This window comes from Acidobacterium capsulatum ATCC 51196 (genome assembly GCF_000022565.1).
Taxonomy (GTDB): domain Bacteria; phylum Acidobacteriota; class Terriglobia; order Terriglobales; family Acidobacteriaceae; genus Acidobacterium; species Acidobacterium capsulatum.
Window position 1 is genome coordinate 3,409,816 of the sequence record NC_012483.1, and the last position, 18,348, is coordinate 3,428,163.

Genomic DNA, 18,348 nt, shown 5'->3' on the forward strand with positions numbered 1-18,348 from the left:
TTTTTGCGGCGTGAGTGCGCGGAGGTTGCAGACGGATTGAGCGCAGGCATCGGGGCCGGGCTAGCCGCCGATGTGTACCATGCTGCGGGAGGGCTTGAGGAAGCCGGGTTCGCCGATGTGGTGGCGGGCTTCTTTGTGCAGGATGGTGCGCTGAATGAACTCGGCTATGTCTTCGTCGCTGCCGCCGCGCTCCATCACGCCGTAGACGTCATGATCGGACTGGGAGAAGAGGCAGGTGCGGATCTTTCCGTCTGAGGTCAGGCGCACGCGGCTGCAGTGGCCGCAGAAGGCTTGCGAGACCGGGGCGATGATGCCGATTTCGCCAAGTCCATCGTCGAAGGTGTAGCGCACGGCGGTCTCGCTGGCGGCGTTGGGGACGAGGCGCTGCACGGGGCGGAAGGTTTGCAGGCGATCGACAATCTCGCGCAGGGAGACGACGACGCCGGGTGTCCAGAGCCGGTCCTCTTCGAGCGGCATGAACTCGATGAAGCGCACGATGACGCCTTCTTCGCGGGAGAATTTTGCGAAGGGCACAACCTGGTCATCGTTGAAGCCGCGCAGCAGCACACAGTTGACCTTGACGGGCTCAAGCCCTGCGGCCTTTGCGGCGCGAATGCCCGCCAGCACCTGCTCAAAGCTGCCCGGCACGCGCGTGATGCGATGAAAAGTATCAGGATCGACGGCATCCATGCTGACCGTGACGCGCTGCAGGCCGGCCTCGCGCAGCGGCTCCGCCATGGAGGCGAGCAGATGCCCGTTGGTGGTGAGTGCGAGGTCGAGCGGCGCGCCGTCGAGGGTGCGCAGGGGCTTCAGTTCCCGCAGCAGGTCGAGCAGCCCGTGCCGCAGCAGCGGCTCGCCGCCGGTGAGGCGCACCTTTTCGATGCCGAGGCTTACGAAGATGCGAATCAGGCGGAGGTAGTCCGCAATGGGCAGCTCGGCAAACTGCGCGCCCTCGGTGCCGGTGCGGCAATAGACGCACTTATAGTTGCAGCGGTCGGTGATGGAGACGCGCAGATCGGTGATGGCGCGGCCGTGTGTGTCCCGGAGCCGGGTGGCCGTGTTCGCCGAAATGGGGGCAGTAGGAAGCATGCGTGAATTAACGTTACTCCATTCGATGCACGGGCTGCCGCACGGCTTCTGGCGATGCGAGATTTAGCGGCCGCCGGAGGGGTCGGGCGAGGCGCTGGTATTCAGATCGATGGCGGTCAACAGGGAGTGAGGCAGTTGTGGCGCGTAGCAGTTGCCGTCGCGGGCATAAGTTTGGGCGCAGGCCGAGGTGAATTGCCGGCGGCGCGGCGATTGCGCGAATTGCCAGACGAGTGCCGAGGCAAATCCACTTTGCGAGGGGGGCAGAGCGCGGGCCACGCAGCCGGGCGCGGGCGGGCAGGCGTCATTGGCGACCCATAAAGGGGTGGCGGGGAAGTGTTCGGCGAGATCACGTGCGGTCGAGATGGTTTTGCCGGGGCCGTCGGGTACTTCGATGCCCGAGCAATAGATTCCGGCTCGCAGGCCCTGGGCGCGCACGCCCTGAAGCCACGCGCCGATATAGGCCAGTTGCTCAGGCAGCATGCGGCCGCCTTCTTCCATATCGAGAAAGATGAGCGCATGGGGCGGGAAACCCTCGTGCCGTGCGGCGCGGACGGCCTTGGCTGCGTCCTTTGCGCCGAGTGTGGCGGCGTCTGACTGGCGCAACTCGTGGTCGAGCCGGCCATTGAAGAGAATCAGGAAGCCGAAGCCAGCCTGCCGCAGCGTGGCGCGTTTGCCGGTCCAGGGGTTTGACTTCATCCCCGGTGGAGGGTTGAGCCAGTAGCCGGTGTAGGAGAAGTCGTGACGCAGGATGGGGAGCGCGGCATCGCCGGGGTAGAGGTTCTGGTCAAAGCCAAGGTAGCTTTTGGCCGCGTGGGCCTGGGCTGGCGCTCCGGCGAAGAGCGCCAGCAGCAGGGCGATGGCGAGCGTTCCCTTGCCTCTGCGCGTGGGCAGGCGTGGCATCCTCAGGCCGACTGCAGGAAGGCGACCGACTGGATGCCGGCGACCTCAAACCGTTTGCGGCAGCGGACGTTCTGGCAGGCCACCATGTCGTCGCGGCGCACCATATAGGACTGCGCCTTGGCAAAGCGCGCGCGGTCGCGTTCATCGGCGTGCCGGGGCAGAGAGTTTTTCTTGCGGCGCACCAGCCAGCCAAGCTGGTACTCGCCCGGTTGGCCGCAGTGGGGGCAGGTCAGGGTGTGGGTGCGCTGCTCCTGTTTCTCGTCGAAGAAATCGCGCTCTTCCATGGCTGGACTCCAGAATTTGTAAGACTCAGGCTTACGCCTCTCCTCAAGTATTTCACGCGAACGCACCGGGAACGGTGCTAAGGTGAGACCTGTTATGGCGAAGAAAGGGAAAAAGCAGGTCTTCTCAAAGGTGGCTGCGGTGAAGGCAAATGCGCGAGAGCGCGTGGGCCAGCCGAAGCCGGAGCGCGTGCTCGATGCCGAGCCGCGCGGCAGCCGCCAGGAGCGCAAGCACAAGCCCACGCTCAAGGAGATTCTGAACCAGCAGGATTAGGCCAGCAGCGCGGCCACGGCTGCATGGCCCCGCTCGCGCGCATATTCGGCGGGCAGTTTGCCTTCGTCACTGCGCGCTGTCTTGGAAGCGCCCGAGACCAGTAGTATCCGCACGGCTTCTTCGTCGCCATTGGCCGCCGCCAGATGCAGGGCCGTCACGCCGCCCTGCTGGGTGGCATTTCCGTCCGCACCGCTATTGAGCAGCGCCCGCAGGGCATCGGGGCCGCCGCCTATGGCGACACAGGCATGCAGCGGCTGATTCGCGAGTGTGTTGTGAGAGCAGGCGTGTACGTCCGCGCCGTGATCGAGCAGCCACTCGACGGCAGCCGCGCCGCCAAAGGCTGCAGCGAGATGCAGGGGTGTCCATCCGTCGCCGGAGTATGCGGCGAGCAGCGAGGGGTCCTGCGCGAAGAGCTGGTCCATGCGGGCGGTGTCGCCCAGGCTGGCGGCGTCGAAGATGTCCGGCTCAGGAAAGTAGGGCAGCAGCAGGTCGCGCATGGTGGGCTGCCTGAGATAGATGGCCATGCGCAGCAGGGAAGCGCCCTGCTCGTTGCGGGCTTCGGCGATTTGGGCGTGATCGGCAAGGGCGGCGGCGAGGGCCTCGGCATTGCCGCGCTGCATCATTTCAAAGACTGCCACCGGATGGGTCATGGTTCGCCTCCGGAGAGACATGGTAGCACTGGTGGTTGTTGTACGGCTGTGGTGCGCGTTGCCGGCGTTGTGTTGCGGCGGTGCGATCAGCTATGGCGGGCCAGGGTCTCTTCGAGCCGGGTGAGGAAGAGCGCCTGTGCGGGCAGAATCTTCTCCTGCGCCTGGGGCATGGTGAACCATGCGCCGCGATCGACCTCGGGGATGGTGAGCTTCCGGCCGGAGCGGGGCGGATACTCCACCTCGGTGAGATTGCTCTGGAGCGCTGCGGGGTCGCAGTTGCCTTCAGCCGCCCATCCATGGACGAGCTTGCCGCTCAACTGGCGGATGGTGCCGAGGGGCAGGTAGTCGTCCGGGCTGCGGGAGGGAAGCGCGAAGCCGGTTTCTTCCTGAAACTCGCGCTGCGCCGTCGCCAGCGGATTTTCGCCTGGGAGCAGTTCGCCCTTGGGCAGGGTCCAGGCACCGGCGTCGCGGTGCGTCCAGAAGGGGCCGCCCGGATGCACGAGAAAGACCTCAAGCGCGCTGTGGCGGCGGTAGAGCAGCAGGCCTGCGCTGCGCTTCTGGGAGCGCGGTGGTCGTGAAGTTTGAGATGGTCTGGCCATACGAGAGAGAGAGTCGTTCCTTACTCTACGTCAAAGAGCTTTTCTGCCCGGCCTGCGTGTAGCCGGAAGACGCATGCGCTGGCTGCTGGGAGAATCGCCAGTTTTTTGGTAGCGCGTGGGCTGCGCCCGCAGCGTGTTCAACAGTGTCTCGAGTGAGCGCTGCGCATCGCGCAAAGGCTCTCGGGACTTTTCGATGCGGCTGAGCATCAGCGCTCCCTCGAGCGTGCCGATGATGGTGTTTGCCATCTGCCGGGCGCTGACCTCGTGGTCGATCTCTCCGGCGGCGATGCCCTGTTCCAAAATGCCAGTCAACCGCTTTCTCCAGTCCTGAAAGGCCTGCCGCACCTGCTTCCTCAACACTGGATTTCCATCATCGGCATCCACGGCGGTATTCAGAAGCGGGCATCCGCCCGGCAGCGGGGAAGGCTCGTCCACAAATTTGCTGATGAGGTAGCGGAGCTTGTCCGTTGCGCCGGCTATATTTTCAACGCCATCGCTGCGCAGCTTGACGGCCTGCGCCAGGCAGTACTCAAAGACCTCGGCGGCCAGTTCTTCCTTGCTGGCAAAGTGCCGGTAAATGCCGCCCTTTTCGAGTCCTGTTGCCTCCATTACGTCCTGCATGGAGCAGCCGGCGAATCCCCGCTGATTGAACAATGGCGCGGCCGTGGCCACGATCCGTTGACGCGTCAGCTCGCCCTTGTTCATGCGGTTCTCCTCGCCCAACAGCATAGCGCACTCAAAAAAAGACGCATCGGTCTCTTCTTTATTGAATCTGATGCTAAAAGAGACTGATCGGTCTCTTTATCGAGACCGGAGAGTTCATGGCCGCCACCGCAACGCTTTTACCTGAGACTCTGGCGCCCAAGAAGCTGGCGGCCCGTGCGGCGATTAATCCCTGGGTGATCGCATTGACCGTGACGCTGGCGACGTTCATGGAGCTGCTGGATACCTCCATCGCCAACGTATCGCTGCCCTATATTGCGGGTGGCCTGGGGCGCTCTTACGACGAGGTGACCTGGATATTGACGACCTATCTGGTGGCCAACGCCGTGGTACTGCCCATGTCGGCGTGGCTGTCACGGGTCTTTGGCCGCAAGACTTACTACATGGCCTGTGTGGCGCTCTTCACGGTGACGTCGTTCTTCTGCGGCATTGCTCCCAGCCTCAACGTCATCCTGATTGCCCGCATTCTTCAAGGCATCGGCGGCGGCGGGCTTGCGCCTGTGGAGCAGGCCATTCTGGTCGATACCTTTCCGGCGAACAAGCGAGCTTCCGCGTTCGCGCTTTATACCGTCGCGATTGTGACCGCGCCGGCGATTGGGCCGGTTCTGGGCGGTTGGATCACGGACAACTTCAGTTGGCGCTGGGTCTTCTTCATCAACATCCCGATCGGCTTGCTCTCACTCTTTCTTACCAACCGCTTTGTGCATGACCCTCCGCAGTTTCAGGAGGAACGCCGCTCGGCCCGTATCGCGGGAAAGCTGCGGATCGATGGGGTTGGCATTGCGCTGATCGGGATAGGGTCTGCCGCGCTCGAAGTCACGCTGGATCGCGGCCAGATCGACGACTGGTTCGGGTCCACGTTCATCTGCTGGGCCTTGAGCATCGCCATAACGTGCCTGGTGGCGGCGATTGTGTGGGAGCTGCGGCAGAAAGATCCCATCATTGATCTGCACCTGCTTCGAAGCCGCAATTTTGCCATCGCATCCTTTCTGTACTTTCTTTTCGGCTTTGGGCTCTTCGGCTCGACGACCATGATTCCGCAACTGCTGCAGTCGCTTTATGGCTACCGCGCCACCGATGCTGGACTGGTGCTGGGTCCGGGAGCCTTTGTCATCACCATGCTCGCTCCCGTAGGTGCGCAACTGGTGCAGCGCGGCATCGTCGCGGCCCGTACGCTGCTCTTCTTCGCGCTGATTACGGTTGGTCTCTCGTTTCTGTATTACAGCCACTTCAACCTGGCGACGGATTACGACCACTATGCCTGGGCGCGCGCCCTGCAGGGGCTGGGATATGCCTTTTTCTTCGTTCCGCTCTCGGTGATCACGTATTCGCAGTTGCGCCCGGATCAGAACAATCGCGCCTCCTCCATCACCAATTTCTTTCGAAACTGGGGCGGCAGCTTCGGCGTGGCCTTCATCACGACCATGACCGAGCGCCGCCAGAACTTCCATCAAGCCGTGCTGGGGGCGAGCCTGACGGGCCCTTCGCTCTGGCTGCAGCAGGCGGTTCACCGCATGGCCGGGTATCTCGCAGCACGTGGATTGAGCCCCGGGGATGCTCTGCATTACGCAAATGCCATTTATTATCAGAGGCTTGAGGATCAAGCACGCCTTCTGGCTTTTATGGACTGTTTTCATGTCATGGGGATACTGACCCTGATTGCGGCCCCGCTGGTGCTCTTGACCCGGTCGTTCCGGGCGGGAGGAAAAGCTCCGGAAGGGCATTGAGCGGCGGCCTGTGTGCCTTGCTGGTCAGGGATGCCTCTTTTTCCGGGAGGCGCGATTTCGTTGACTCTCCATAAAAATTCTCGTATTCTAAAGTCCTTGCGCAGACTTCCGTCTGCCCGCCTGTGTTGTTGTTCGCAGGCTGGGAAAAGTGGAATCCCAAGCGCTCTGGGAAAAGTTGGCCCCAACCGGCCAAGACGGTTTCTGGAGAAGGCTGCGCCTACCGACGCGATGAGCAGGGCAATGCCGTGATGCGAAGGCCTCACGGGGCCATCTGGCGTGGGTTCAACAGTGGTTCAGGCCCGGGCAACGGGCGTGGTTTTACACGGATTTGCTCTAGAAAGGCAGCCCGTGCCGAGGAGAGATCGAACGATGTCGACGTATTTTCCGAGCTCGCATGACATTAGCCGGAAGTGGTTTGTAGTAGACGCCAGCGGCAAGACGCTGGGCCGTCTCGCCACCGAAGCGGCCCGCGTGCTGAGCGGCAAGAACAGCCCGAAGTACACGCCCTTCATGGACATGGGCGATCACGTGATCGTGATTAACGCGGAGAAGATTCGCCTGACCGGCCTGAAGAGCCAGCAGAAGGTCTATCGCCGTTACACGGGCTTCCCCGGCGGCCTGCGCGAAGAGTCGTTCACGCGCCTGCTGCAGCGCAAGCCGGAAAAGATTGTGGAAGAGGCGATCAAGGGCATGCTGCCCAAGACCAAACTGGGCCGCAAGATGGCGTCGAAGCTGAACGTGTACAAGGGCGATCAGCATCCGCATGCCGCGCAGCAGCCCCAGCCGCTTGAGATCAACGCGTAAGTTTTAGAGAGACCGAGGATTCATGGCAGATTTGATTCAGTATTACGGAACGGGACGCCGCAAGTCGGCGATCGCCCGCGTCTTCCTGCGCCCCGGCAGCGGGGAATTCGTCGTCAACGGCAAGCCCTTTGAGACCTACTTCGTCACCGAGCAGCAGCGCGCGGCCGCCAAGAAGTCCCTGGCCGTGGCCGAGATGCTCTCGACCTTCGACGTGGTCACCACGGTTTCCGGCGGCGGCGTGGCCGCGCAGGCCGATGCCGTCAAGATGGGCTCCGCCCGCGCTCTGATCGAGTTCAACGCCGAATTGCGCAAGGCGCTCAAGGCGGAAGGCCTGCTCTCGCGCGATGCCCGCGCCAAGGAACGCAAGAAGTACGGCCAGAAGGGCGCACGCAAGCGGTTCCAGTTCAGCAAGCGCTAATGCGCTTGCGGTTGTCTGTCGCAGTTGGCCAGTCCTCAGTTTTGCTGGGGACTGACCAACTGATCACTGGCAACTTCAAGATGTTCAGGACGTAAATCTTCCCTGATCGGGGAATCAATTCCGGCGACCCCGGAATGCAGATCAAAAAGGAGGCTGTTTGGCCAACATCACCATGAAGGAGCTGCTCGAAGCAGGTGTTCACTTCGGGCATCAGACCAAGCGTTGGGATCCGCGGATGAAGGAGTACATCTTCGGCGAGCGCAACGGCATTTACATCATCGACCTGCAGAAGACGCTCAAGATGTTCAAGGACGCGAGCAAGTACGTCACGGACATGTGCGCGCAGGGCAAAGTGATTCTGTTTGTCGGCACCAAGCGCCAGGCGCAGGACGCCATCGCCGAAGAGGCGAACCGCTGCGGGATGTATTACATCAACAACCGCTGGCTGGGTGGTCTGCTGACCAACTGGGTGACCGTGCAGAAGTCGGTGAAGCGCCTTCAGGAACTCGATGAGATGGCCACGGACGGCCGTTACGATCTGCTGACCAAGAAGGAAGTGATTCGCCTCGAGCGCGAGCGCAAGCATCTGCAGGCCAACCTGGCCGGCATCAAGAACATGCGCCGCCTGCCCGATGCCATCTTCGTGGTGGACTCGAACAACGAAGCGATTGCCGTCAAGGAAGCCCGCAAGCTGGGCATTCCCGTGGTCGCCGTGGTCGATACCAACTGCGATCCGACGGTGGTGGATTACGTGATTCCGGGCAACGATGACGCGCTGCGCGCCATCCGCCTCTTCACCTCGAAGATTGCCGATTCGGTGATCGAGGGCGTGCAGATGGTCGGCGACAAGCAGTTCGCCGCCGAGATGGAGGGCGTCAACACGGATGTGCAGGCTGTGGCCGAGGGCGAGGAAGCTCCTGCCGCGGAAGTTGCTGCCCCCGTAGCCGAAGCTGCCGCCGAGACCGAGGATGTCGATCTGGAGGCCGCTCTGGGTGGCGGCATTCGCAAGTCGCCCGCCGTGGTCAACGCGCTGGATGAGGCCGAGGCCGCCGAGAGCCTTTAAGTAGCTGCGGGTGGCCGCCGGCGGCTGCCCGCAAGCCCCATGCAATGGGGTCATCTTCGGGAAGCGTGGCTGCAGTTTTTACAGGCCACGCTTTCTGTGTGTCAGGGCAATTGTTAGTCTGAGATCGCGAGATTTTTCCCGCGGGCCGAAGGCGGCGGGAGAAGCTAAAAGCGTCCAAAGGGATGGAGATGTCGACAGTGAGTGAGAAGATTGATGCAAAGCTCGTCAAGGAGCTGAGGGACAATTCAGGCGCGCCCATGGGCGACTGCCTGAAGGCGCTGCAGGAGTCAAAGGGCAACATGGAAGAGGCCTTTGTGATTCTGCGCAAGCGCGGCATGGCCTCGGCGCAAAAGAAGGCTTCGCGCACCACGAACGAGGGCGCGGTGGGCACCTACATTCATGCCGGTGGCAAGATTGGCGTGCTGCTTGAAGTGAACTGCGAGAGCGATTTTGTCGCCCGCACCGAAGACTTTCAGGAACTGCTCAAGGACATCGCGATGCACATCGCGGCGACCGATCCGCGCTACATCCGTCCGGAAGATGTGACGGCCGAAGATCTGGAACGGGAGAAGGAAATCTTCCGCGCGCAGGCGGCGGCCACCGGCAAGCCGGCTCCGGTTGTGGAGAAGATTGTCGAAGGCAAGATGAGCAAGTTCTACGAGGAGGTTTGCCTGCTGGAGCAGCCCTTCATCAAGGAGCAGAGCCTCTCGATCAAGGACCTCATCGCGCAGAAGGTCGGCAAGCTCGGCGAGAACATCACCGTGCGCCGCTTCGCGCGCTTCAAGGTCGGCGACCCCAACTGGACGGTCGCGCAGGTCAAGGTGAGCGAAGAAGCCGCCAGCGAAGAGTAATCGCGGTACAACGTGATGCAGGGCCCGGCCATGTGCCGGGCCTTGTTGCGTTTGGCGGATCCCCGTCTGGCCCGATGGCGTGATGTATGGAATCAGGGACGCGCACAACCGCCCGCGGTACCTCCCGCATTATCCGATGGTGCTACATCGCGGCGGGTATCCGGATGGCAGCCATGGCGACGCTGCTCGTAATTTGATGGCATGCCACGGTGGCGCGGGTGCTAATGCAAATCACACCGGTTACTGTGCTACAAATAACCATCCCTGCAGTGCCACAACTTGTTGTCCGGAGTGTGATTCCGTTGAAGTCCCGGAACGTCTTTGCCTTTGCCGCTACGCTTTTTGCCTCGTCCGTGCTTTGGGCCGCTGCCGCGCCCGTTCAGCCCAAGCCCTCGCTGACGCAGCCTGCGCTCTCGCCCGATGGGCAGGAGATTGCCTTTGCCTCGGGCGGCGATATCTGGACGGTCCCGGCCAAGGGCGGCGACGCGCATCTGCTCATCAGCAATCCGGCGACGGAGTCGCGCCCGCTGTATTCGCCTGACGGCTCGAAGATCGCCTTTATCTCCACGCGCACCGGCGGCGGAGACATCTATGTGCTCACCCTGGCCACGGGCCAGTTGCAGCGCATCACCTACGGCGACACGCTGGAGCAACTGGATGCCTGGTCGGCCGACGGCAAGTGGATCTACTTCACCAATGGCGCGAGCGACATCGACTACAACACGGATGTGTACCGCGTGAGCGCCGAGGGTGGAACACCGATGCCGGTGAGCGCCGAGAGCTACCTGGCCGAGTTTGAGAGTGCTCCTTCGCCGGATGGGAAGTCCGTTGTGATGATGGCCAAGGGCATCAGCGACCAGCAGTGGTGGCGCGACGGCCATGCCCACATTGACGACACGGAGCTGTGGTGGAAGTCGCTGGCGCCAGGTGGCGCTTATCGCGTGCTGGTGCCGGATGACGCCAAGCATGCGTGGCCGATGTGGTCGGCCAGTGGCAAGACGATTTACTACATGTCAGACAAGACAGGCCCGGAGAATCTCTGGTCTGTGTCCTCAAATGGCGGCGCGGAGAAGCAGCTCACGCACTTCACGAATGGCCGAGTGCTGTGGCCCTCCATCGGCGACCACGGCAAGACGATTGTTTTTGAGCGCGAGCTCACGATCTGGAAGATGAACACCGCGACCGGCAAAGCGGAGCAGGTGCCCGTGGAACTGCGCGGCAGCCCTTCAGGACTGGGTGTGGAGCATGAGGCGGTGTCGCATTTCTCTGAGATGGCACTCTCGCCCGATGGCAAAAAGCTGGCTGTGATTGCGCACGGCGATGTTTACGTTACGACGGAGAAGGATGGCGGAGAGGCAATCCGCATCACGCGCACGCCGCAGATGGAGGCCAGCCTGCACTGGTCGCCGGACAGCACCAAGCTCATCTACACGTCGATGCGCGACGGAAATAGTGACATTTACGAGTACAATTTCGACGGCAGCAAAGAAACCCAGCTTACGCACGGCACGGCGCAGTGCGAGCATCCACGCTGGAACCCCGATGGCAAAGCCATTGCGTATATCCGGGACCGCAAGCAGGTGCATCTGCTGACGCTGGCCAGCGGCAAGGATGAGGTGCTGGCGACAGACAAAATGTGGTCGCCTGATCTTGAGTTTTCGCCCGCCGGAGACTGGCTGGCCTACACGATTTACGGCTACGACGGCTTCCGCAACATCAAGGTGGTGCCCACCAAGGGCGGCGCGGCGCGGTCCATCACTTTCCTGGCCAACGGAGAGACTGCGGATCAGATGGCCTGGTCGCCGGACGGCAAGTATCTGCTGTTTGCCACGGCGCAGCGCAGCGAGAACTTTGATATGGCGCGCGTCGATCTGACGCTGCATGTGCCGCAGTATCAGGAAAATCAGTTCTACGATCTCTTCAAATCTCCTACTGAGCCGAAGAACCCAAAATCTCCGGCCGAGTCCACGACCAGCGGCAAGGACGCCGCCGCGAAGACCAAGGACAAGAAGCCTGCGAGCAAGGCCAAGCCCGTCAACATCGTTTTTGATGGCATTCGCGACCGGCTCTCGCTGCTGCCGCTCGGGCTCAGCGCGACGCAGCCGGTGATCAGTCCTGATGGCAAGACACTGATCTTTCAGGCCGAGGTGGCCGGCGAAGACAACCTGTATAGCTGGTCGCTCAAAGAGAATCCCAAGACGCCGCCCGTGGCCCGGCAATTGACGGCCAGCCATGGAGACAAGTCGAACGTGCAGTTTATGCCGGACTCGAAGACGATTGTTTTTCTCGAGAACGGGCATGTGATGAAGCTTGCGGTGGACGGGGGACATGCGACGCCGATTCCGGTGACTGCCGATTACACGGTCAACTTCAACGTCGAAAAGAACGTCGTTTTCAATGAAGCCTGGAGCGACCTGGAGCGCCGCTACTATAACCCGTCGATGAACGGCCAGAACTGGAAGGCAATTCATGCCGAGTTCGCGCCGTTTATTGCTGGAGTGGCCACTCCGGATGAGTTGCGCAGCGACATCAATTTGATGATCGGGCGGTTGAACTCTTCGCACTCCGGCATCTACGGCGGAGGCCATCATGCGCCGGAAGTCGGACGTCTCGGTCTGCGCTTTGATCGCGCGGATTATGACGCGGGCAAAGGGCTCGTCGTTTCCGAGGTCATACCGCTCGGTCCGGCGAATGTGGGCGGCATCCAGGTGGGCGACAAGCTGGTCTCGGTCAATGGCCAGACGATTGGCGCGGATACTGATTTCAACGCGCTGATGGAGAACACCATTGGCCGCCGCACGGTGCTGGAAGTTGCGACTGGATCGGCGGCTCCGCGAAAGGTGATCGTCAAGCCGATCAATCTGGGTGCGGAGAAGAATCTGCTCTACCGCGCCTGGGTGGAAAAAGAGCGCGCTTACGTCAACAAGATCAGCGGCGGCAAGCTCGGTTATGTACACATGGCCGCGATGGAAGGCGATTCACTCAAGCAGCTCTACCTCGATCTCGATGCGCAGAATGAGTCGAAGGAGGGTGTGATTGTCGATGTGCGCAACAACGATGGCGGATTTGTGAATGGCTATGCCATCGACGTGTTTGCCCGCAAGAACTACATCATGCTCACGCCGCGCGGGTTGCCCACCTCCCCGGCGCGTCAGTTGCTGGGCCAGCGCGCACTGGGCAAGCCCACGGTGCTGGTGACGAACCAGTCCACGCTGTCAGACGGCGAGGACTTTACCGAGGGCTATGAGGCGCTGCATCTGGGCAAGGTGGTGGGCGTGCCGACTGCCGGCTGGATCATTTATACCGGCGGCACCAACCTCATCGACGGCTCGTATCTGCGCCTGCCGATGATCGAGGTGCAGACCATGGGGGGCCAGAACATGGAACTGCATCCGCGGCCAGTGAATGTGGAAGCCGTGCGCAAGCCGGGCGAGACCGAAGATGGCACCGACTCGCAACTGGCGACAGCAGTGAAGGTGCTGCTGGCGCAGATCGAACAAGGCAAAGCCGGGGCGAAAAAGTAGTCTTCCGAATCGGTTATCGTTTACCGCGCCCGGCTTTTGGCCGGGCGCTTTCTTATGAAGCGGCAGGGTTTATTCCTCAGGCAAAAAGCGCTCTGCCGCAACCCCCCTGCGCTATGCGATACTCCAATTAAATGTACAAACGCGTCGTCCTCAAGCTCTCTGGCGAAGCGCTGGCCGCAGGCCGCGGTTTCGGTGTCGATGTGGATCGAATTCATGAGGTCGCCCATGAGGTGGCCGAGGTTCGCTCCCTGGGTGTGGAAGTAACCATCGTGGTCGGGGGCGGCAACTTCTTTCGCGGGGTTGCCGAGCAGGCCAAGGACATGGATCGTGTCTCCGCCGATCACATGGGCATGCTCGCCACCGTGATTAATGCGCTGGCCATTCAAGATGCCATTGAGAAGCAGGGCGTGCAGTGCCGCGTGATGAGCGCGATTGAGATGAATCAGGTCTGCGAGCCATACATCCGGCGGCGGGCCATTCGGCATCTGGAAAAGGGACGGGTGGTTATCTTTGCTGCGGGAACGGGAAATCCGTATTTTTCAACGGATACGGCCGCCTCGCTGCGCGCCATGGAGATCAAGGCCGACGTGCTGTTGAAGGCGACCAAGGTCGAAGGCATCTATGACGCCGATCCTGTGCTGATCAAGGATGCGGTGAAGTTTGAGCAGATCACGTATATGGAGATTTTGCGGCTCGGGCTGAAGGTGATGGATACGACGGCTGTGAGCCTGTGCAAGGACAACAATCTGCCGATGGTGATTTTCAATATGAATGAGCCCGGCAACATTCGCCGCGTGGTGATGGGCGAGCGTGTCGGCTCCCTGGTGACTTCCTGAGTTCTACGGCCCAATTCTTCCCTAGACTGGTCTCTGCCGTGATGGATAAGCCGCGCAATGACGCGGAGGCCCAGTCACGCGCGAAGGTCAAGAAGGACCGTCTGCCGGCGCTGAGCGGCCTGCGCTGCTTTGCGGCGCTGAATATTGTCTTTTTTCACTTCTCCAATCCGAAGTGGTTCGGGCCGTTCGCGCCCATTGTGGCCAACGGGTATACGTCGGTCAGCTTTTTTTTGCTGATGTCGGGCTTCATTCTGGCCTACAACTATGACGAGCGGGCCCGCGCCGGGCGTCTCAAGGCCAGGAACTTCTGGATTGCCCGCTTCTCGCGGCTTTATCCGGTCTACGTGCTGGCGCTGCTTGTTTCGCTGGGCATGCTGGTGGATGAGTGGCATGTCCGGACGCATGCGCAGTTCTTCTGGGGCATTACGCTGACCCCGCTGCTGCTGCAGGGCTGGAGCCCGTCGCTCTCGACCTTCTGGAACACTCCGGCATGGACGATGTGTACGGAAGCGTTCTTTTATCTGATCTTTCCGGCGGTGATTCTCTTCAAACGGCCCAAGCGGCTGGGTTCGCTGCTGCTCTGGATGCTGTTTTTGTGGGGCTGCGGCATGATTCTGCCGTCGCTCTATATGTATTTCAAGCCGGACGGCATTCAGCACGTCACCCGTTACAGTGACGGCTTCTGGATTCGGGCGCTCAAATTTACGCCCCCGCCGCACCTTCCGTCCTTCTTCTTTGGCATCGCGCTCGCTGACCTGGACCGCCGCCTGCCGCGCTCCTCGCGCTTGCGCCTCTGGATGGGGCTGGTGGGTATTGCGGCCATTTACACCATCCTTTACTACGGCGACTATATGCCGTTCCCCATGATGCATGATGGCCTGATGATGCCGCTCTTCGGTCTCGCGATCCTGGGTCTGGCAGGACAGAACTTCATTGCCAGCTTCTTCGGCTTTTATCCGTTCGTTGCTATCGGACAGGCCACCTACTGCCTCTACATCCTGCACTTCAATCTCTGGAACATCATTCACCACACCCATGTGCTGAACCGGCTGGGCCTTGCTCGCTTCGATCCCTGGCTCAGCTATGGGATTCTGATTGGTATCGCCGTGCTGGTGATGAAGTTCTTTGAGAAGCCCATGCAGAGGATCATCCGCGAGCGCTATATCAAGAGCTACGGCCGCTAAGCGCGGACGGTTACCTCCTGCCGAATATTTCGCGCGCTGCATGGCTGTTGGCTCCGTCAGGCCGTCTCTGGTGTGATAGCCATGGCCGGTGTCATCGGCCCTCCAGAAGCGTGCTGCGGTGCCATTGGTGGCCATTTGCTGCTATGAAGCTGCTTCGGCCTGGGCTCCGCCTGAAAGCTGCGCCGGAAATGAGATGGGGCGGCCGTTCTGCGCGCTGATCTTCCAGCAGGGGGGCGGTGTGGGCCCCTCAGGTCGCGCCCGGCTTCATGGGGGGAATCCAGTAAGAGGAAAAGGCCCACCGAAGCGGGCCTTTCAGGCTGCTGACAAAGTTGAATTGGAGCAGAACAAACATCGCGCAGGGGCTAAAGCCCGCTGATTTCATCGGGCTTGATCGGCATGACTGAAGTCATGCCCTGTTACAAAGCGATTGCTGCATAGGTTTGTCGCCGACCTGAGAAAAAGGCCCGCCGTAGCGGGCCTTTTGTGGCACTTCTGCCGGTTGATTAGCTGTTGCCGGTCGGAATCACCGTAACCGTCTGCTGTGAGTGGTTGCCGTGCGGCACAGCCACTACGCAGGTCGGCTGCGCTGCCGAGGGGTACGGCGAGTTCTGGTCCGTCGTGAGGCTGCCGGTGTTGGTGTTCAACTCCGCGCTGCTGACTTCGTTCTGCAGGAAGTTGGAGGTGAAGACGAAGCGATCAAGGGCAGGCTCAATCGTCACGCAGGTGGAACCTGGGCCGGTCGGCAGCGTCGGTGTTGCATTGGAGCTGAGCGCGCCGTTGCCCTGGTTGATGTTGTAGGAGGAGATTGAGCCGCTGGTGTAGTTCGTCACGTAGACAAACAGGTCACGAGGATCAACCGTGATGCCGACCGGGAAGGTCTCCGTAGCCGTCGTGCCGGGATTGAGGGGCACCAGTATGCCACCATTCTGAATCGAGTACTCAATGATCTGATTCTGGGCAGCGTCTGTCGCGTAGAGGAAGCGGCTGGTTGGATCAACGGCGATGCCCAAGGGAGCCGTGCCGGCCTCAAAGGGGCTGCCGCTCAATGCCGTGAGCGCTCCGTTGCTGCCGATGGAGAAGCCGGAGATCGTGCCTGCGCCGGAAGTTGGGGCCACGACCGGTACACCCGCCGTGGGAGGCGTGGTGGTGGTCACGATCGAGCCGGTATTCACTACGTAGACATAGCTGTCATTGGCAGCCACGGCTACGCCACCCGGATAGTTGCCCAACGGCCAATAGCTCTGGCTGCCATTGGCGACCGGGGTGCAGCTTGAGAACTGCTGGCTGCTGCTGTCGAGCGGGAACTCGACCAGTGCGCCTGGGCCGGGATTCGTCTCAGAGTACGCTGCCTGCCCGCTGGGAGCCGGAGCATACGTGTCGACCACGTAGAGCTGGGTGCCAGCCGTATTCACGGCAATGGACACGGGCTCAGTGCCGGGGGTGTTGCAGGTCTTCTGAGGATATAGCTTGGCGTCGGTGCCAATGGCGAAGTCCACGATGGTGTTGTCATCGCGATTCACCACGAAGAGGTTCTTCCCGTTGGGCGTGGCGACTTCGGCGACCGGATTCTCGCCGCCGGAGGGATAGGGCGAGTCGGGAATCTGGCTGATCGCGCCAGATTCCTGGTCGACCCAGTAGACGCTGATCTGTCCGGTCGTGTTCTTATTCGCCGTGACATACAGAAAGTCGATGGTATTGCTCTGACCGCACGACGTAAGGCCGAGTCCTACGATGGCGGATACAGCGGTAGCCAGCAGAATCTGGCCCGGTTTGCTGAACTTCATGCGCTTCCTTCATCCTCTCCATTGCCGGGAACGGCGAGGGTCTTTTGTGTGGGGTGTCCCGGATTGCATTGTAAAGGTTTGTGCGGTGTCCTCGCTAGATAAGGAATACCGGACAAAGCCAACGGAGCGAAGACGGCCTCCCGCAGGAGGCCGTCTCGGGGCCGATTAGTCTGTGTGCGAGTCCACTGCGCACCAGGTGGGATTGCCCACAGTGCTGAACTGGGGTGACGTACCGTGTAGCGGAGCCAGATTGCCAGCCTGCGGATTATAGAGGTTGCCGACAATCGTGCCGCCCACGTAATTCGAGGTGTATATGAACTGGTTGGTCGGATCGACCACGATGCAGTCGGGTGCCGAGCCAGTTCCATACGGGGAGCCGGGAGTCTCAGAGAGCGCCTGGCTGGTCGGGTTGATGTTGAAGAACGTGATGGCGCCGTTGCCGGAGTTGATAGTTCCGTTCGATTGCGCATTGGCCACGTAAAGGAAAGCGTCCTTTGAGTCGACCAGCAGGGCATCGGGGTCAGAGACCGCTGAGTCATTGGCAAACGGGCTGCCGCTGATGTTGGTCAAGGAGCCGTTGGTTCCCGGCGTATACATGTAGATCTTGTTGGTGCCGGCATCGAGCAGGAAGACGTACTTGCCTGCGCTGTCGCCATCAATCACCGTGACGTTGGTCGCGCCGGTCACGAATGGACCGTTAGTGGTCACAGTCAGCGCGCCGGTGCTGGTGTTCACCAGATAGGGGAAGACGGTCTCGACGTCGCTGTTGGAGGCGCTGCCGGCATCCATGACATAAACGTAGCCGCCGGCGATGTGCATATCCACCGGGAAGCAGCCCACAGGGAAGTAGGTGATGCCGTTCTGCTGCTGGTTCTGGATCAGCGTCAGAATGCCGGTCTGCGAGTTCACGCTGAAGGCCGTGACCGCGCCCACCGGGTGATAGACGCCGTTCGAGTCTCTGCAGGGAAAGGCTGAGCTGTAGCTCGAGGATGCATTTGCGATGGTCTGCGTTCCGGGCAGGTAAGCCGGGGCGTACTCGTCGAGCACGTACAGGTACTGGCCTGCGAACTCGGCCAGTCGCTGGGAATCATAACCCGTGCTTTGATAGGTCTGCTGCGGCGCGATGGAACCATCGCCGCCGACGCTGAAGACCGTGAGGCCGTTGCCGGTGAAGGAGGCATTGCCGGTGCTATCCGTACTCTTGACGCCCTGGTTAAGCACAAAGACGAAGCGTCCGGTGTCGTCTACCAGTGCGCGGATCGGATTGCTACCGCCAGAGGGGAAGGGCTGGCCTGGAACCGTGAACAGAGCACCATTGGTGCTGTTGATTTTGAAGGCGCCAATCTGTCCGGCCTGGGTGTTTTGCTGTGTACCCGTGACGTACATATAGCCGGTGGTGTAGTTCTGCTTGCACGCGGAAACCCCGATGGTGGCCGCAAGGGTCGCCAGAATAGCCAGTGACGCCTGGCCGAAATTCCTAAACTTCATGCGCTTCCTTTCCTGGCCAATCCCGGGAGGTGGCGCAGGCAAACTGTAGGGATCGCTCCCGTCTGCATTGTAAAGCAGGCGTTTCACCTTCGGCATCTGCAATCTCTACAGAATTCTCGGTGGGGAGCGATTCCCAGCTTCTTCGATCCTCCC

Annotated in this window: 17 protein-coding genes; 9 read left to right on the forward strand and 8 right to left on the reverse strand. The window is 61.2% G+C overall.

The genetic code is table 11. The annotated features are described in order from the left end of the window. Positions 1-60: 60 nt before the first annotated feature. The 3 genes from moaA to ACP_RS13975 all read right to left on the reverse strand — a co-directional run bounded on the left by moaA (position 61) and on the right by ACP_RS13975 (position 2,273). Positions 61-1,089, reverse strand: coding sequence for a GTP 3',8-cyclase MoaA (gene moaA / locus ACP_RS13965; protein WP_015897986.1), 1,029 nt, complete (start codon positions 1,087-1,089; stop codon positions 61-63). A 63-nt stretch (positions 1,090-1,152) separates the two neighbouring features. Then, positions 1,153-1,989, reverse strand: a complete 837-nt coding sequence (locus ACP_RS13970) for a glycoside hydrolase domain-containing protein (protein ID WP_015897987.1) — start codon at positions 1,987-1,989, stop codon at positions 1,153-1,155. Positions 1,990-1,991: 2 nt separating this feature from the next. Then, positions 1,992-2,273, reverse strand: coding sequence for a hypothetical protein (locus ACP_RS13975; RefSeq protein WP_015897988.1), 282 nt, complete (start codon positions 2,271-2,273; stop codon positions 1,992-1,994). 94 nt (positions 2,274-2,367) lie between these two features. On the opposite strand from ACP_RS13975, the gene ACP_RS18365 reads away from it, so the two are divergent. Further along, complete coding sequence (locus ACP_RS18365) at positions 2,368-2,544, forward strand: hypothetical protein (RefSeq protein WP_015897989.1); 177 nt, start codon at positions 2,368-2,370, stop codon at positions 2,542-2,544. On the opposite strand, the gene ACP_RS13980 is transcribed toward ACP_RS18365, so the two are convergent. The 3 genes from ACP_RS13980 to ACP_RS13990 form a co-directional block, all read right to left on the reverse strand. Then, positions 2,541-3,194, reverse strand: coding sequence for an ankyrin repeat domain-containing protein (locus ACP_RS13980; RefSeq protein ID WP_015897990.1), 654 nt, complete (start codon positions 3,192-3,194; stop codon positions 2,541-2,543). The genes ACP_RS18365 and ACP_RS13980 overlap by 4 nt on opposite strands. An 86-nt stretch (positions 3,195-3,280) precedes the next feature. Continuing rightward, positions 3,281-3,793 (reverse strand): NUDIX hydrolase, encoded by a 513-nt coding sequence (locus ACP_RS13985; protein WP_015897991.1) that lies wholly within the window; start codon positions 3,791-3,793, stop codon positions 3,281-3,283. Positions 3,794-3,823: 30 nt separating this feature from the next. Next, positions 3,824-4,498, reverse strand: a complete 675-nt coding sequence (locus ACP_RS13990; RefSeq protein WP_015897992.1) for a TetR/AcrR family transcriptional regulator — start codon at positions 4,496-4,498, stop codon at positions 3,824-3,826. A 116-nt stretch (positions 4,499-4,614) separates the two neighbouring features. On the opposite strand from ACP_RS13990, the gene ACP_RS13995 reads away from it, so the two are divergent. The 8 genes from ACP_RS13995 to ACP_RS14030 all read left to right on the forward strand — a co-directional run bounded on the left by ACP_RS13995 (position 4,615) and on the right by ACP_RS14030 (position 14,923). Beyond that, the gene (locus ACP_RS13995) at positions 4,615-6,243 is read left to right on the forward strand and encodes a DHA2 family efflux MFS transporter permease subunit (protein ID WP_015897993.1); all 1,629 of its coding nucleotides are present in this window, start codon (positions 4,615-4,617) and stop codon (positions 6,241-6,243) included. 369 nt (positions 6,244-6,612) lie between these two features. Beyond that, the gene (gene rplM / locus ACP_RS14000; protein ID WP_015897994.1) at positions 6,613-7,047 is read left to right on the forward strand and encodes a 50S ribosomal protein L13; all 435 of its coding nucleotides are present in this window, start codon (positions 6,613-6,615) and stop codon (positions 7,045-7,047) included. Between the two features lie 22 nt (positions 7,048-7,069). Continuing rightward, positions 7,070-7,465, forward strand: coding sequence for a 30S ribosomal protein S9 (gene rpsI / locus ACP_RS14005; RefSeq protein ID WP_015897995.1), 396 nt, complete (start codon positions 7,070-7,072; stop codon positions 7,463-7,465). A 157-nt stretch (positions 7,466-7,622) separates the two neighbouring features. Continuing rightward, on the forward strand, positions 7,623-8,528 hold the full coding sequence (rpsB, locus tag ACP_RS14010; protein ID WP_015897996.1) for a 30S ribosomal protein S2: 906 nt from the start codon (positions 7,623-7,625) through the stop codon (positions 8,526-8,528). A 188-nt stretch (positions 8,529-8,716) separates the two neighbouring features. After that, complete coding sequence (gene tsf, locus ACP_RS14015) at positions 8,717-9,379, forward strand: translation elongation factor Ts (protein WP_041840347.1); 663 nt, start codon at positions 8,717-8,719, stop codon at positions 9,377-9,379. A gap of 293 nt (positions 9,380-9,672) precedes the next feature. Beyond that, positions 9,673-12,903: a S41 family peptidase gene (locus tag ACP_RS14020; protein WP_420794755.1), complete on the forward strand. Its 3,231-nt coding sequence runs from the start codon at positions 9,673-9,675 to the stop codon at positions 12,901-12,903. 131 nt (positions 12,904-13,034) lie between these two features. Continuing rightward, on the forward strand, positions 13,035-13,739 hold the full coding sequence (gene pyrH, locus ACP_RS14025; protein WP_015897999.1) for a UMP kinase: 705 nt from the start codon (positions 13,035-13,037) through the stop codon (positions 13,737-13,739). 41 nt (positions 13,740-13,780) lie between these two features. Further along, positions 13,781-14,923 (forward strand): acyltransferase family protein, encoded by a 1,143-nt coding sequence (locus ACP_RS14030; protein WP_015898000.1) that lies wholly within the window; start codon positions 13,781-13,783, stop codon positions 14,921-14,923. 503 nt (positions 14,924-15,426) lie between these two features. Here the strand turns inward: ACP_RS14030 and ACP_RS14035 are convergent. After that, complete coding sequence (locus ACP_RS14035; protein WP_015898001.1) at positions 15,427-16,707, reverse strand: lactonase family protein; 1,281 nt, start codon at positions 16,705-16,707, stop codon at positions 15,427-15,429. A 165-nt stretch (positions 16,708-16,872) separates the two neighbouring features. After that, on the reverse strand, positions 16,873-18,195 hold the full coding sequence (locus ACP_RS14040) for a beta-propeller fold lactonase family protein (protein WP_041839605.1): 1,323 nt from the start codon (positions 18,193-18,195) through the stop codon (positions 16,873-16,875). Positions 18,196-18,348: the final 153 nt, after the last annotated feature.